At 69.3% G+C, this 14,898-nt stretch carries 10 protein-coding genes; 9 read left to right on the top strand and 1 reads right to left on the bottom strand.

The window, feature by feature from the left end; all coding sequences use genetic code 11:
* Nucleotides 1-111: 111 nt before the first annotated feature.
* From Verru16B_RS07990 to Verru16B_RS07960, 7 genes are read left to right on the top strand one after another with little or no spacing between them, the layout of a single operon-like run.
* Complete coding sequence (locus tag Verru16B_RS07990) at nt 112-954, top strand: methyltransferase domain-containing protein (protein ID WP_069961787.1); 843 nt, start codon at nt 112-114, stop codon at nt 952-954.
* A gap of 18 nt (nt 955-972) precedes the next feature.
* Nucleotides 973-1,665: a glycosyltransferase family 2 protein gene (locus Verru16B_RS07985; RefSeq protein WP_069961786.1), complete on the top strand. Its 693-nt coding sequence runs from the start codon at nt 973-975 to the stop codon at nt 1,663-1,665.
* A gap of 15 nt (nt 1,666-1,680) precedes the next feature.
* On the top strand, nt 1,681-3,306 hold the full coding sequence (locus Verru16B_RS07980; RefSeq protein WP_069961785.1) for a hypothetical protein: 1,626 nt from the start codon (nt 1,681-1,683) through the stop codon (nt 3,304-3,306).
* Nucleotides 3,303-5,177, top strand: coding sequence for a glycosyltransferase family 39 protein (locus tag Verru16B_RS07975; RefSeq protein WP_069961784.1), 1,875 nt, complete (start codon nt 3,303-3,305; stop codon nt 5,175-5,177). The genes Verru16B_RS07980 and Verru16B_RS07975 overlap by 4 nt, the downstream gene beginning before the upstream one ends.
* Entirely contained in the window at nt 5,162-6,835 is a 1,674-nt protein-coding gene (locus tag Verru16B_RS07970; protein ID WP_069961783.1) for a hypothetical protein, read from the top strand. The genes Verru16B_RS07975 and Verru16B_RS07970 overlap by 16 nt, the downstream gene beginning before the upstream one ends.
* Before the next feature lie 58 nt (nt 6,836-6,893).
* Nucleotides 6,894-7,844 carry a glycosyltransferase family 2 protein gene (locus Verru16B_RS07965; protein WP_069961782.1) on the top strand — a complete coding sequence of 317 codons (951 nt, stop codon included), beginning with the start codon at nt 6,894-6,896 and terminating at the stop codon, nt 7,842-7,844.
* Nucleotides 7,841-10,069, top strand: a complete 2,229-nt coding sequence (locus Verru16B_RS07960) for a hypothetical protein (protein WP_069961781.1) — start codon at nt 7,841-7,843, stop codon at nt 10,067-10,069. The genes Verru16B_RS07965 and Verru16B_RS07960 overlap by 4 nt, the downstream gene beginning before the upstream one ends.
* A gap of 12 nt (nt 10,070-10,081) precedes the next feature.
* On the opposite strand, the gene Verru16B_RS07955 is transcribed toward Verru16B_RS07960, so the two are convergent.
* The gene (locus Verru16B_RS07955) at nt 10,082-10,816 is read right to left on the bottom strand and encodes a class I SAM-dependent methyltransferase (RefSeq protein ID WP_069961780.1); all 735 of its coding nucleotides are present in this window, start codon (nt 10,814-10,816) and stop codon (nt 10,082-10,084) included.
* Nucleotides 10,817-10,888: 72 nt separating this feature from the next.
* Here Verru16B_RS07955 and Verru16B_RS07950 point away from each other — a divergent pair, with 72 nt between their 5' ends.
* The gene (locus Verru16B_RS07950) at nt 10,889-12,895 is read left to right on the top strand and encodes an ArnT family glycosyltransferase (RefSeq protein WP_157772340.1); all 2,007 of its coding nucleotides are present in this window, start codon (nt 10,889-10,891) and stop codon (nt 12,893-12,895) included.
* Nucleotides 12,892-14,892 carry a YfhO family protein gene (locus Verru16B_RS07945; protein ID WP_069961778.1) on the top strand — a complete coding sequence of 667 codons (2,001 nt, stop codon included), beginning with the start codon at nt 12,892-12,894 and terminating at the stop codon, nt 14,890-14,892. The genes Verru16B_RS07950 and Verru16B_RS07945 overlap by 4 nt, the downstream gene beginning before the upstream one ends.
* The last annotated feature ends 6 nt before the right edge of the window (nt 14,893-14,898 follow it).

Raw genomic sequence — 14,898 nt, 5'->3', positions numbered from 1 at the left:
CCCCAGCAGGCCAAAGCCCGTCGCCGCTGGCCAGTAGATTCCAAGGCTGCCGCGACGCCAGCCCCGGACAAAAACCTCGCCCGCCGCCGGCCGTGCGGCGATAAACCCGGCGTGGCTGCCTCCGCCCGTGCCCTCACCTTTCTCCGCCGGCTCCGGCATGCCGACGCCCGGACGCTCACTTCGGCCGTGTACAACCGCCTCTGGCCCGCCCGCGCCGCGCTGGCCTCCGCCATCCTCGCCGCCACCCGCGACCGCGTCGGGCTCGAGATCGGCGGTCCCAGCCGCGTGTTTATGGCTGGTAAAATTTTGCCGGTGTATCCGGTGGCCGCCCGCGTAGACAACGTGAACTTCGCCTCGCAGACCGCCTGGGAGGCCGGACTGCGCGATGACGGCGCCTTCGGTTTCGATCCCCGCAAGGCCCCCGGCCGCCAATTCCTGCGCGAGGCCACGGCCCTGCACGGGATCCCCGACGCCAGCTACGATTTTGTCCTCTCCTCCCACTGCCTCGAACACGTCGCCAATCCCCTCGCCGCCCTCCGCGAGTGGCGCCGCGTGGTCCGTCCCGGCGGGCACCTGGTCCTCCTGCTCCCCGACCGCGCCCACACCTTCGATCACCGCCGCCCCGTGACGTCGCTGGCGCACCTGCAAGACGACGACGCGCGCGGCACGGGTGAGGACGACCTCACCCATCTGGACGAGATCCTCGCCCAGCACGACCTGCGGCGCGATCCCTGGGCCGGCTCGCCGGCGGAATTCGCCGCCCGCTCCCGGCGCAACGCTGAGAACCGCTGCCTCCACCACCACGTCTTCGATCTCCCGCTGCAACGCGCGAGCCTGGAAGCCACGGGCTGGAACGTGACCGGGACCGAGGCGGTGCGACCGCTCCACCTGCTGGCCCTGGCCCGCTGCCCCGCTCCCGGGGAAAATCCTTCCCCCGCGGCCCCCGTCGCCTAGGCTGCTCCCGCCTCTCGCATGAAACTCTCCATCGTCATCCCCTGCTACAACGAGCGCACCACCATCCGCGCGATCGTGGACGCCGTGCGCGCCGCCCCCGTGGCCAATAAGGAGATCATCGTGGTGGACGACTGCTCGACCGACGGCACGCGTGACATCCTGAAATCCGAGATCGAGCCGCTGGTGACCAAGATCATCTACCACCCGATGAACTGCGGCAAGGGCGCGGCCCTGCGCACGGGTTTCGCCGCCGCCACCGGCGACGCCGTCATCGTGCAGGACGCCGACCTCGAATACGACCCGCAGGAATACCCCAAGCTGCTCAAGCCGATCCTCGACGGGAAGGCCGACGTCGTCTTCGGCTCGCGTTTCATGGGCGCCGACGCGCACCGCGTGGTCTATTTCTGGCACATGGTGGGCAACCGCTTCCTCACGCTGTTCTCCAACATGATGACGAACATCAACCTCACGGACATGGAAACCTGCTACAAGGTCTTCCGCCGCGACGTGCTGCAGAGGATCACCGTCGAGGAGAACCGCTTCGGCTTCGAGCCCGAGATCACGGCCAAGGTCGCGCGCCTCGAGGGCTGCCGCGTCTACGAGGTCGGCATCAGCTACTACGGCCGCACCTACGCCGAGGGAAAAAAGATCGGCTGGCGCGACGGCTTCCGTGCGCTCTACGCGATCGTGAAATACAATCTGTTTCGCTGAGTTCGCCCACGAGGCATGTCCGTCCGCCCGTCCCTCTCCCTTGCCTTGCTGGCCGCCGGGGCCGCCGCGCTGGTGGTCCTGCTTTTTGCCGCCGGCACCGGCCACGTCTGGGAGGATTTCTACATCACCTTCCGCAGCAGCCTGCACCTCGCGCAGGGCGACGGCCTGGTCTTCCAGCCCGGGGAACGGGTGCATAGTTTCACCTCACCCCTGGGCACGCTGCTGCCGGCCCTGTTCGCGCTCGGTGGCGGCGCCGATCCCGCCGCGCAGGCGCTCTGGCTTTTCCGGCTCGTCTCCGCTGCGGCGCTGGGCGGCGCGGTGGCGCGACTGGTGCAGGAAGGCCGGCGGGCCGACCTGAGCGTCCCGGCCCTGGCTGCCGCCGCCGGGTTTCTCGTGCTGGACCCGAAGATCGTGGACTTCTCCGGCAACGGCATGGAATCCGCCTGGATGGTGCTGTTCGCCGTGTTGACCTGGAGCGCCTTGCTGCAGCGCCGTTCGGTCCTCGCCCTCGCCGGGGGCTACGCCGGCCTGCAATGGACCCGGCCGGACGGCTTTATTGTCTGCCTGGCGCTGACCGTCGCGTGGTTTACCTTTGGCCGTGAACGCAAGGATGCCACCTGGCGTGAAGACCTGACCTATCTTGCCCGCGCGGTCTTGCTCGGGGCCCTGTTCTACCTGCCCTGGCTGATCGGATCATGGGCCTACTTCGGCTCACCGGTACCGCATACCATTCTGGCGAAGAGCGGATTGGAGGTTCAGTCCAGCCCGGTCGTCGCCCTGCTGTTCTATCCCTGGCGGTTGCTGTTCGGTGAGGTCGCGTTGCACGACCTGTTCATGCCCTCGTATTACTATCTGGGTGGGTGGCCGGCGTTCGTCCCCTGGCTGGCCCGCCTGCTGGCCGTGCCCGCCGCGCTCGCCTGGGTCCTGCCTGGCGTGCGTCCCGGCGGCCGTGTCGCCTCGGCGGCCCTGTTCCTCGGCGGTTTCTACCTCGAGCTGATTCCGCGCTCTCCCTGGTATTTCCCGGTCTGGCAGGCCCTCGCCTGCGTGAGCTGGGCCTGGCTCCTCGACCTGGCCTGGCGCCACACGGCGACCGCCGCCCCGGCGTGGCGCCTGCTCGGGCGCTGCACCCGGATCACCGCGGCCAGCCTCTTTGTGTTCCAGGCCGGGATGCTCGTCGCCGTCGGCTGGCAGATGCGCACCCAACAGCGGCTGATCGAGCACGATCACCGCCGCGAGTTGGGCCTTTGGTTGCGGGACCAGGCCGCCCCCGGTGACCGCGTCTTTCTCGAACCGCTCGGCTACATCGGCTATTTTTCGGGACTGAAGATGCTGGATTTTCCGGGGCTCGCCTCACCCGAGGTCGTCACCGCCTGGCGCGATGGCCACACCAGCTATGCCCGGCTCATCCGGCACCTCGAGCCCCAGTGGCTGGTGTTGCGACCCGACCAGGTTGGCACGGTGCAACTGAGCGACCCGGGTTTGCTGGGCCGAACCTACCGGCTCGTGCGCACGTTCGACGTCCGCCCCTCAGTTGACTCCGTGCCCGTTCTGCCGGGCCGGGGATACCTGCAGTTTGACGCCGTCTATCACGTGTTCTCCCGTCGGGAGGGCGCAATGGTGAGCGCCGGTATCCAGCCATGATCACCGACCTCGCCACTGGATTGCTGGCTCTGGCCCTCCTCGTGGGACCGGGCTGGTGGCTCGCCCGGCGCGCCGGTCTGCCGCTGCCACTGCTGGCCGGATTCGCGGGGGGCGGCGCGGTGATGCTGGGGCTGGTCCTGGCCGCTGATGCCTTGTCCCTCGGCTTGAACCGGCCCGTGCTTTTCACCAGCTGGAGTCTGGTCGTGACCATCGCCGTGCTCCTCGCCCGCCGGCTGCCCGCGGCCGGATCCGCGCCGGCCCAGCCGGGCGCGGCCCCCGGCCTCAACCGCGCGCTGGGCTGGCTGCCGCTGCTGCCCGTGCTTCTCGTGGTCGCCTACCGGGCCGTGGCGCAGCCGTTGCATGGCGCTGACACCCTCTTCCGCTGGGATCATCTGGCGCGCCAGATGTGGACCCAGGCCAGTCTTGCCTTTTATCCGCCCGTCACCGCGGCCGACTACGCGATCTATGGCTGGCCGGATGGCATCGCGCCCCTGGTCTCCACGCTTTATCACGGGGTGTATTTGCTCGCGGGGGCCATCCGGCCGGTGGCCACCGCTCCCCTCGTGATCTGCCAGGTGGTGCTGTTGTTCGCCGCCACGCGGGCGCTGGCGCGGCGGGAGTTTTCCGAGCGGGCGGCCACCTTCGCCGGGTTGCTGCTGGCCACCATGCCCCTCGCGCCCTGGGCCGCGGGCATGGGACAGGAAACCGGGCTGACGGCGCTTTCCGTCCTGGGTCTCCTGCTCTACCTGCCGCGCGACCGGACCCAGGAAACCCGTGCCGCCGTCTGCGCCGCCGCCGTCTGCGCCGCCCTGGGGGCGCTGGCCCGGGAATACGGATTGGTCTTCCCACTGCTGGGCTTCCTGCTGGTGGTGCACCGGAGACTCTCGCCCTCGGCGCGGCTGCTCTTCTTCGCGACGGCCGCCCTGCTGGTGTTGCCATGGTATGCGCGCAACTGGCTGCACACCGGCCACCCGCTCTTCAACCATGCGCTGGCCGGCTGGTTTCCCCAGAACGAGGCCCATGCCCGGCTCATGGCGCTTTATCAGGAATATTTTTCCTGGCGACAGCTGCCGCCCGAGGCACCCCGCGTGTTCCTCACCTACGGGTTCACCGCTCTGTTCGCCGGTTTCACGGGCGCGCTGGTCGCCTTCCGCCGGTTGCGGACCGCCCTGGTCATCTGTGTCGTGATGCTCGGCCTGTATCTCCTGTCCCTGGGCCACACCGCCGGCGGCTACTTCTATGGCTTGCGCCTGCTCAACCCCGCGTTCGCCCTCTGTGCCGTCGGCGGCGGCGCGGCGCTCGCCCGCTGGGTGCCCGGCCGCACCCACCTCGCGGGGGTCACCCTGGCCCTCTGCCTGTTGGCGGCGGACGCCGCGCTGAAGAACCTGACGTTGCCGGCAAATCCATATCGGGTGCCCCCGTCCCAGTGGCTGCGCGCCGGCAATGCCATCCACGAATTCCCCGACCCCGAGGTGCTGCGCACGATTGCCCGCACGGTCGGGACCGAGGGGGTCATCGTTTTCGGGCCACAGACCCAGTTGCAGAATCTCGGCGTCCGGTGCGCCCCTCCCTGGAGTCCGGCCGTTGGCGATTTATTTTCCCCTCAGATCGGGCCGCAAGATCAGGCCCGGCACCTTCTCGCCGCCGGCTTCGCCTACGTGCTGTCTTATCGCGGTGAACTCAACACCCGCTACCTGGCCGGAGCCGCGTTGTTCCGGGAACCCATGTCCCAGCTGAGGATTGTCCTGATCAGTGATGATCTGGTGCTCTACCGCATCCTGCCCGGGCCGATCAGCGCGGCGGGAGCGATCCCCCTTCAACCGCTCACTCACACCCACCCATCAAGGAGGACCCGGTGCTTGGACTCCTGATCCGCGACCACCTGCTCTTTCTCGCGGCGATCACCGGCCTCGGTGTGCCGTGGCTGACCTTGCTCCGCCGGTGGCCGGCCCCCGAGCGGCTCGCGCTGGCCGTGGGCGCCGCGCTGCTGACCGGCTGGCTGGTCGGCTTCGGTCTCTACACGGCCGGCGTCCCGCTGCGGTGGTTCTGGCTCGCGCCGGCCCTCGGCACCGCGCTGGCCCTCGCCGGGCCCCAGGCCATCCGCGCCTTGCTGGCCGATGCCGCCGTGCGCCGGCTCGCCGGCCAGTGGGCGCTGCTCGCGGTCTGGTGCCTGGGTTGGCAGATGCTGGTCGTCAACTACTCGGGCGCGGCCTGGCAACGCGACTGGTTCGAACACTATGACCGCGCGCATTTCTTCCTCGCCCGCTGGCCGCAGGATTTCCTTTTCCTCAACGTCTACCCGCTGCCCGCCCGTCCGCCCCTGGTGAACGTGTGGTCGGCGGTGCTCCTGGGCGGCAGCGGCGGGGCCTTTTATCACCACCAGGTTTTCCTGACGTTGCTGAGCAGTCTCGTCTTCCTGCCGCTCGCCGTGCTGGCCCAGGCCTGGCACGACGACCGGCGCACCTCATGGCGTTTGCTGCTCGTGCTGATGGCCAGTCCGCTGCTGGTGCAGAATGCGACCTTCCCGTGGACCAAACTCCCCGCGGCTTTTTTCGTGCTGCTGGCCTGGGGGCAACTCTGTCCGCGCCCCGGCGCCGCCGAACCCGGCCGGCTGGTGGCCGCCGCCCTCGCGCTGGCCGGCGGCATGCTCGCGCACTACTCGACCGGACCCTGGATTCTCGCGTTGCTCGCCGCGTGGCTGGCCACCCGGCGGGCCGAACTGCTCCGGCCCGGCGTGCGGCGGGAAGTTCTCGCCGCCGTGCTGTTGTCCGCGCTGGTGTTTCTGCCCTGGGTCGGATGGGCCCTCGCCCAGTATGGCCTGGGCACGACCTTCACCCAGAACACCGCCGTGGCCCTCGCCCCGCAGGAGGGCGCCGGGGCACGGCTCCTGAGCGCCGGCATCAACCTGCTGAACACCCTCAGCCCGGTCTCGTTCGTGGGGCTGGATCATCCCTTGCTGCAACAAAGCAGCCCGGCCGGCCGCTGGCGCGACGGCTGGTTCATCCTCTACCAGTTGCGGCTGTGGTGGGCCTTCGGCGTGACCGGAGGCCTAGCGCTGGTCTGGCTGCTCTGGCACACGCCCCGCGGGCCGGGCTTCCGCTTCAGCGTGATCGCCGTGCCGACGGTCGTCGTGCTGGGCATCGTCACCCACGCCCACCCCGACTGGCTCGGCCTCGTCCACATCAGCCTCCAGCCGCTGGTCCTCCTCGGCCTGGCCTGGCTGGCGGCGCAGGCGGGTGGTCTGCCCCGCGGGCTCCAGCTGCTCTATGGTACCGGACTCACGATCGACCTGACCTTCGGCATCGGCCTGCACTTTGCCCTCCAATCGGCCTGGTTGGGGCAGGCCGCGGACGTGGCGGCCTTGTGGACCACGCTGCCGCTTGCGGCCCAGGTCAACTGGCACGACAAGCTCGAGCTAGGGTTCGTTTTTCTGGCCGACCAGCCCCACGGGATCAGCTGGGGTCGAGCCCTGATCGGCCTCAGCGCCAGCCTGGCCCTCTGGCGCGGGCGCGCCGCGGCGCGCCCCTGACCGGGTGTTTCCCTCGCTTGCATATCCCCGGCGCCCTTGTCATTTTCCCGATCCTTTCATGTGCGCGGACGCCTCCAGCCCCACCGTTACCCTCATCATCCCGGTATTTAATGAAGAGGCCGTCCTGCCGGAACTGTTCGACCGGCTGACCGCCGTCTTCAACGGCCATGCCGGCTGCCGCTGGCACACCGTGCTCGTGAACGATGGCAGCCGCGACCGCACGGCCGAGCTCGTGCGGCAACAGGCGGGGAAGGACCCGCGTTTCGAATTGCTGGAATTGACCCGCAACTTCGGCTTCCAGGCGGCGCTCGCCGCCGGGCTGGCCCACGCCACCGGCGATGCGATCATCACGATGGATGCCGACCTGCAGGATCCGCCGGAACTGCTGCCGGCGCTCGTCGCCCGCTGGCGCGAAGGGGCCGAGGTCGTGCGGGCCGTCCGCCGCACCCGGCAGGAAACCGGCCTGCGCCGGATCGGCATGGATGTCTTTCACGGACTCTTCGGCCGGCTGAGTGATTTTCCCGTGGAGGCCAACACCGGCACCTTCGGGCTCATGAGCCGCGATGCGGTGGACGCCCTGAACCAGCTGCCGGAACGCCATCGCTTTTTCCCCGGCCTGCGCACCTGGGTCGGCTTCACCACGGGTGACGTCACCTACGACCGGCAGGAGCGCGCCGCGGGCGAGCCCGGCCAGACGTTTCCGAAACTCGTGCGCTACGCCCTCGACGGCGTCTTCAGCTTCTCCCGCCTGCCCCTGCGCCTGCTCACCTACACCGGCATGATCATCAGCGGGCTCGGTTTCTCCATCGGCGTGTTTTTCATCGTGCGCCGGCTGCTGGGGATCGAGATCGCCCAAACCGGTTTCACCACCCTGGTGACGCTGGTGCTTTTCCTCGGGGGCGTGCAGCTGATCGGCATCGGCATCCTCGGCGAATACCTTGGTCGGATCTACGACGAGGCGAAGCAACGCCCGCTCTTCATCGTGCGGCGGTCCGCCGGCCGGCCATGAGCCGGCCGGGGTGGTGGCGCCTGCTCTGGCCGGCCCTCGGGGCGGTGCTCCTCGTCGCCGCCTACCTGCTCCTCAACACCACGTTCATGCTCTACGATGATGAAGGCTATGTGCTCATCACCTACCAGCAGTTCATCGCCGGCGGCCGGCTGTACACCGAGATTTTTTCCCAATACGGCCCCTGGCCCTACCTGTACCATTGGCTGGCCGGGACGATCGGCGCGAGTACGCTGTCCCATGACTTCGGCCGCGGCCTGACGGCGTTGCACTGGGTGGGTTGCGCCCTCGCCGGCGGCTTAATCGCCGGCCGGCTCTGCGGTTCGCGGCTGGCCGCGCTCGCGACCGGCCTCATCACCTTCGGGCTGCTCTGGCAAATGAGTGCCGAGCCCTCCCATCCCGGCGGCCTGATCTCCGTCATGCTGGCGCTCGCCACCCTGGTCGCCGTGACCAGCCTGCACCAAGCCCGGTGGCATGTGCTCGGGGCGGTGCTCGGCCTGACCGGCGCCCTGCTGCTGCTCACCAAAATCAATATCGGCCTTTTATTCCTGGCCGGCGCCGGGGGCGGCCTGCTCTTCCTAACGGCGTGGCCGGCGCCGATCCGCCGGCTCGCGCGGCTGGCCGCCACCGCCGGCCTGCTCGCCGTCCCCTGGGGCCTGATGGGGTCCCGGCTCGGCGAGCCGTGGGTCCTGACGTTTGCGGTGCACATGACCCTCGCGCTCGCCGGGGTGCTGTGGTTGCAACGTCCCTCCGCCCTCGGCCTCCTGCCGGTCCGCCTCTGGTTCGCGACCATCACCGCCTTCCTGCTCACCGTGGCCGCGGTGACCGCCGTCATGGCGCTGCGTGGGACGCCGCCGGCCGCACTGTTTCACGCCGTGGTGCTCGCCCCGTTGCAACACCCGGCCAGTTTTCTCGTCGGTCTGACCTGGCCCGCCGCCGGCTGGCTGGCCGCGGCCCTGGGTGGTGGCCTGGTCTTCCGCGCGGGTTTGGAGCTGCGCAGCCAGGGCCGGGTGAGCGAGCTCACCCGCCGGTTGGCGCTGGCGGGCCGGCTGCTCGCGGTCGCCTGCTTTGTCTGGCATGCGGGCCAATGGTCCACCCTCACGGGGGTGAGCCGTTTCCTGATGTGGAGCCTGCCCCTGCTGCCGGTTTTTCTGATTCCGCTGCGCCGCGACGCCCCCGCGTCGGCGAACGCCTCCGCCGCGCTCTTCCTGGCGACCACCCTCGCCCTGCCCCAGGTGCTGCACGCCTTTCCGGTCGCCGGCAGCCAGATGGGATGGGGCTCGTTCCTGCTCCTGCCCCTCTTTGCCTGGGGTCTCAACGACTCGTGGCCAGTGCTCGCCGGATATGCCCCGCGCCGTCTGGCGCGCCTGCCGGTCTCCGCGTGGGTCCTGCTCCTCGCGGTCGGGTTGGGCCAGCTCGGTCTGCTGCTGCAAACCGGCTGGCAGCGTTACCATGACGCGAAGCCGATCGACCTGCCCGGGGCCGAGGATATCCGGCCGGGCGACAACGCCCGCCTCACCCTGCGGCTGATGACCCTGAACGCCGCGATCCACGCCGATGTGCTGTTCTCCTATCCCGGGATGTACAGCTACAACCTGTGGAGCGGGGTCGCCACCCCCACGGCGCAAAATGCCACGCACTGGTTCTGGTTGCTGGATGATGCCGCGCAGCAACGGATCATCGACCGCCTGCAGGCCACCCCGCGAAACGCGATCATCAGCAATGACGGTTTCGACGACTACCTGCTGAAACAACGCGTGCCGTCCCGCGGCCCGCTCCGGCCGCAGCTGGACAAAGCCTACCGGCCGCTCCTGCGCTACGGGCATTTCCAATTCCTCGTGCCGAAGGATTCGGACGCCGCCCCGTTTGGGCTGGCGGAGATGCTGGTGGCGGACGACCCCACCGCCCCCGTCGAATTCTCCACCCTGCTGCGCACCAACCTCGCGCTGCAAGGACGGCCGGCCTCCTTCCAGCTGCAGGAGGTCATCGCCCCGTGGCTGGTCCAGGCCACCTACACGCCCACCACCTCGCGGATCTTCCTCGAACCGATCGATCGCCAGGGCCGCTCACTGGGGCCGCTGATCGGGCTGCCGCTCACTCACGATCTCGCCGGTCTCTACCGCGTGCACCTCTACTGCTCCACGCGGCCGGATCTTTCCCACCCTTACTCCCTCGTGCTCGTCGGCCTGGACCAGGCCGGCACGGTTCTGAGCGAATCCGTGTTCTGACCGCGGCGCGCTTCAGCGCCGACGCGCCACCAGCAACAGGCTCACGCCAAACGGCAGCGGCCAGCGCCACGAGGCCAGCGTCACGAATTGCCAGCGCAACAACCGGTTGACCAGCGGCGACGGCAGTCGGTCCTCCGCGCGCGCGGCGCCGGCCGCGGCGGGAAACCACCGCCGCCATTTGCGCAGCAGCCAGACCACCGGATAGACGGTCACGTTCGTGTAATTCACGTGCAGGATCTCCCACTGCGCCGGCGGAAAGAGCGCCTGCAGCTGCGGCCGGGAATAACGCCGGAAGTGGTGCAACACCTCGTCCCAGTCGCTCCACAGCGCCATGCTGGCCGGGACCGTGACCACCGCCGACCCACCCGGCTTGAGCAGCCGGTGAAAACCGTCCACGACCGCCCGGTCGTCCGGGGTGTGCTCCAACACATCCAGGGCGGTGACGTAATCCAGCGAACCGTCCGGCAACGGCACCCGGTCCCCCGCGAGGCTGAGGATCTGCTCCGGCCGGAATTTTTCCCGCAACAGCCGCAGCGCCTCCTCGTGGTCATCCAGCACCAGGACGCGGCACGACGCCGCCATTTCCTCGGCGAAACGTCCCGTGCCCGCGCCGCAGTCGAGCAGCACCTGCTCCGCCCGGGGCGGGCCGGCCCGCCGGAGCCAGGCGCGGACGATCTCCCGCTTGCCGGCGTAATACCAGTGCGTCGCCTCCATCCGCTGCATGTTGGCATATTCCTCGGCATTCATGTGACGTGAGCGGGAGGTTGTGTGCCGGGTGGGAAAGTGTCCATACTGCACTCCATCCATCCGGTTTCACCCTTGCCGCCTTCCCGCCCACCGCTTCCACCCCGCTGGCTTATCTGCACGGCCCTGCTGTTCGCACTCGGGCATGCCGTCCTCGCCTCCTGGGCCATGCGGGACAAGTCCAACACCGCCGACGAGCTGGCGCACCTCACCGGCGGCTACACCTTCAACCGCTACAACGATTATCGGATGCACCCGGAGAACGGCAATCTGCCGCAGCGCTGGCAGGCGCTGCCCGCCGTGATCATGGGCGCCACCTACCCGGATCTGCAGGATCCCAACTGGAGGGAGTCCAATGTCTGGCAGACCGGCCACCGTTTTTTCTTCGGGGCCGGCAACAATCCCGCCCGGATGCTGACGGGCGCCCGCGCGATGAACGCGTTGTTCGGCGCGGCGGTGCTGCTGTTGGTCCCGTACTGGGCCTGGCACCTTTTCGGTCCGGCCGGGGCTTTGGTTGCCCTCGTCTTCGGCGCCACCTGCCCGACCCTGCTGGCCCACAGCGGACTCGCCACCTCGGACATGGCGATGGCCTTTTTCCTCCTCGCCGCGGTCTCCGCCTGGTGGTGGCACCTGCACGATCCGCGGCGCCGCGTGCTCGCGCTGAGTGCGGTCACCTTCGGCCTGGCCTGCGTGGCCAAGTTTTCCGCCGTGCTGCTGCCCCCGCTGTTCGGCCTGCTGACCGTCGCGGCACTGCTCGTTTCCCGCTCCGCCCCGCGCCTGCGGTGGCGGCCGTTCGGCTTTTCGCTCCTGACCCATGGCCTCGCGGCTTTCCTCATCATTTGGGCCGCCTTTGGTTTCCGGTACTCCGCCTTCAATCCCGCGCTGCCGGCCGGTGAGTTCAACCTGGCCTGGGACTATGTCCTCTCCTTCGGCGGCCTGAAGGCGGCGGTGGTGTCACTCTGCCGGGACTGGCGCCTGCTCCCGGAGGGATTCCTCTACGGGCTGATGTTCGTGCTGAAGCACGCCGAGGCCCGCGGGGCGTTCCTCGATGGCGACTACAGCATCTTCGGCTGGGTCTCGTTTTTCCCCAAGGCCTTTCTCTACAAGACCACCCCGGCGCTGCTCGTCGCGGTCACCGCCGCCGCGGCCGGGCTGGCCCTGTGGGCCCGGGAACGCGGGATCCGCGCGCTCGGGTTCCAGCTCCGGCGGGTCCTGCCCCTGCTGGTGTTGTTCGCCACGTACTGGGGCATCTCCCTCGCCAGCCACCTCAACATCGGCCACCGGCACATCCTGCCCACGTATCCGGTGCTGTATGTCGCCACGGGGGTGATCGGCTGGATGATCGTCCGCGCCTGGCGGAGCAACCGCGCGGGCGGTTGGCTGATGACCGGCCTCGCGGCGCTGCTGGCCGGCTGGCAGGTCGCGGACCTGCGCGCCGTGCATCCCCACTACCTCGCCTATTTCAGTCCGATCGTCGGCGGGCCGGCCCAGGGTTACCACCACCTCGTGGACAGCTCCCTCGACTGGGGCCAGGACCTGCCCGGCCTGAAGCGCTGGCTGGAGGAAAACCATCGGCCGCAGGAAAGACTGCATCTCTCCTATTTCGGCACCGCGGAACCGGACTACTACGGCATCCAGGCGGTGAGAATGCCGATGATCCACGGCTTTCGGATCCGGCGTCCGTGGCATCGGCTGGAACCCGGGCTCTACGCGATCAGCGCCACCATGCTGCAGCACGTCTACATGGGCATCCGCGGGCCCTGGACGCCCGCCCAGGAAGAACGCTACCAGAAATTCCGGGCCCTCGCCGGCGTGTTCGAGAGCCTGAACGGACCACTGGATCCGGCCGCGGCGCCGATCAACGATCTGACCGCCGCGGAATGGAACCAGGCGTGGGATCAGTATGAGCAACTGCGTTTCGCTCGTTTGTGTCACTACCTGCGCGTGCGCCGGCCCGAAGCTATGATCGGTTATTCGATCCTCATCTTCCGGCTGGACCAGGCCGAGCTCGACCGCGTTCTGCACGGGTCGGCCCGCGACCTGGGTCGGGCGATTGAAGCGGCGGCCGGCCCCCTCCCATGACGACGCGGTGGCAACAGCTGCCCTTGATCAGCCTCGTCGTGGCCGCGGGTCTCACCGCCACGTTGTGCCTGCTGCCCGCGGGTCCCCTCACCGGGTACGATGCGAACTTGATGCACGAGTGCTACCGGCACGATTTCCGCGCCATGGTCCTGCAGGGCGAATGGCCGTGGTGGAATCCCCACGTCGCCCTCGGGCGCCCCTTTTTCGCGGATGTCGAGACCGCGGTGCTTTATCCGGCCACCTGGCTGGTCCTGCCCCTGGGGGTGACGGGCGGAATTTTGGCTACCGTCTGGCTGCACCTGGTCCTCGCCCTCGAGGGCGGCCGGCGTTTGGCCGCGCAGTGCGGCCTCGGTCCTGGCCTGGCCTGGGCCGTCGGTCTCGGTTACGCCCTCTCGGGTGCGGTGCTCGCTCGGCTCCAAACCGGACAGCTGCAGGTTTTTTGTGTGCTCTGCCTGCTGCCCTGGATTTGGCGCGCCGCTCTGCGCCTGCAGGATGAACCCGGGCCCCGCAGCGTGGCCCACTTCGCCCTCTGGCTGGCCCTGGGTTACGTGGCCGGCAGTCCCCAGATTCTCTGGCACGGACTCATTCCGCTGGCGGCCGTGGTCGCCGGCCGCGTGACCTCGTGGCGCGAGGGGAGCCGCCTGCTGCTCGCAGGCATCGCGGGTGGCGTGCTCGCCGCGGCCCTCGTGGCCGTGCAATTGCTGCCTTTTCTCGAGCTGCTGCAGGAAGGCAACCGGCCCGCGCACGACGCCTTGTTCGCCACGTTGTACGGTGCCCGGGGGGAGGATTGGCTCGCGCTGCTGCTGCCGCCCGGCCTGCTCTCGTCCTCCAACGTGGAGGCCAATTTCCATGTCGGCCTCGTCGTGATTCTCGCCGCCGGCGCCGCCCTCGCCTACCTGCCGCGCGAGCGCAACGTCCGCGGCCTGGCAGCCGGGGCCGCGCTCGGGTTGTTACTCGCGGCGGGCAACCACACCCCGCTGCTGCCCTGGCTCACTGACGCGCTGCCCGGCTTCGGCGCGCTGCGCTACCCCAGCCGCTATTTCCTCGGCAGCGCCCTGCCGTTGATCCTGCTCGCGGCCTGGTGGCTGCAGCGGCAACGCGAGACGCACCAGCTGTCCCGCACGGCCTTGGGCGGCCTGCTCGCGCTCCAAGGCGTGATCCTCGTGGGCGGACTCGGCTGGCAGGGACGGCTCTACGCCGTGCCGCCACCCCCGGCCCATGAACAGCGGATCCGCGAGGATCTGGCCGCCGAAGGCATGCCGCGCGACGGCGCGTGGCCCCGCGCCGCGCTCCCCCGTTCCTTGCTGCGCGCCAACGCCGGCGCCCAGGCCGGAGTCTCCACCCTGACCGGTTTCAACAACCCGGCCCTGGCCCGCACCTGGCACGCGCTTTACCTGCTGGCCGGCCAGCCGCTCCCCACCTTTCACCGGGCGGAGATCCGCGACGAGCTGCTCCCGGCGCTGCACCCCTGGGCGGCCTGCTTCAGCCTCTCCCTCACCGTCGATCCCTCCACCGGACATGTGCGTTTCGCGGACCCCGCCGGACCCCGGGCCTACCTCACCCATCAGACCTTGACGGTCGCGGACTGGCGCGCGGCCCTGCGCCAGATCGCGGCGGGGCACGACTATCATCGCCAGGCCTTGATCGAGTCCGCGGCCCACGCGCTGACCCCGGCTTCAGGCACACCGGTCGGCTCCGCGCAAATCCATCAGTATCGCAACCAGCACCTCGCCCTCACGACCGAATCCTCCGCCCCCGCCCTGCTGGTGCTGGCCGAACCCTGGTATCCCGGTTGGGTGGCCCGGGTCGACGGCATGCCGGTGGCGGTCGTACCCGCCAATGGGTGGATGCGGGCCGTGCCGGTCCCCGCCGGGCGGCATGAGGTGGTGTTGGATTTTCACCCGCGCGGACTGTGGCCCGGTTTGTTGCTCTCGCTCCTCGGCCTCGGTGTGGTCGGCCTGCTGCTGCGCCGGAAGCCATCGCATCTCGTGGCCTGACCAGCC

This window comes from Lacunisphaera limnophila, from assembly GCF_001746835.1.
Lineage (GTDB): Bacteria > Verrucomicrobiota > Verrucomicrobiia > Opitutales > Opitutaceae > Lacunisphaera > Lacunisphaera limnophila.
Note: the sequence above shows the minus strand (reverse complement) of the source record. Positions and strands in the feature narration are given on the sequence as shown.

What these genes read in the sequence shown, in the direction of transcription:
- Verru16B_RS07985 (WP_069961786.1), top strand. Translation starts at nt 973, where the DNA reads ATGAAACTCTCCATCGTCATCCCCTGCTACAACGAGCGCACCACCATC.
- Verru16B_RS07980 (WP_069961785.1), top strand. Translation starts at nt 1,681, where the DNA reads ATGTCCGTCCGCCCGTCCCTCTCCCTTGCCTTGCTGGCCGCCGGGGCC.
- Verru16B_RS07975 (WP_069961784.1), top strand. Translation starts at nt 3,303, where the DNA reads ATGATCACCGACCTCGCCACTGGATTGCTGGCTCTGGCCCTCCTCGTG.
- Verru16B_RS07965 (WP_069961782.1), top strand. Translation starts at nt 6,894, where the DNA reads ATGTGCGCGGACGCCTCCAGCCCCACCGTTACCCTCATCATCCCGGTA.
- Verru16B_RS07960 (WP_069961781.1), top strand. Translation starts at nt 7,841, where the DNA reads ATGAGCCGGCCGGGGTGGTGGCGCCTGCTCTGGCCGGCCCTCGGGGCG.
- Verru16B_RS07955 (WP_069961780.1), bottom strand. Translation starts at nt 10,816, where the DNA reads ATGAATGCCGAGGAATATGCCAACATGCAGCGGATGGAGGCGACGCAC.
- Verru16B_RS07945 (WP_069961778.1), top strand. Translation starts at nt 12,892, where the DNA reads ATGACGACGCGGTGGCAACAGCTGCCCTTGATCAGCCTCGTCGTGGCC.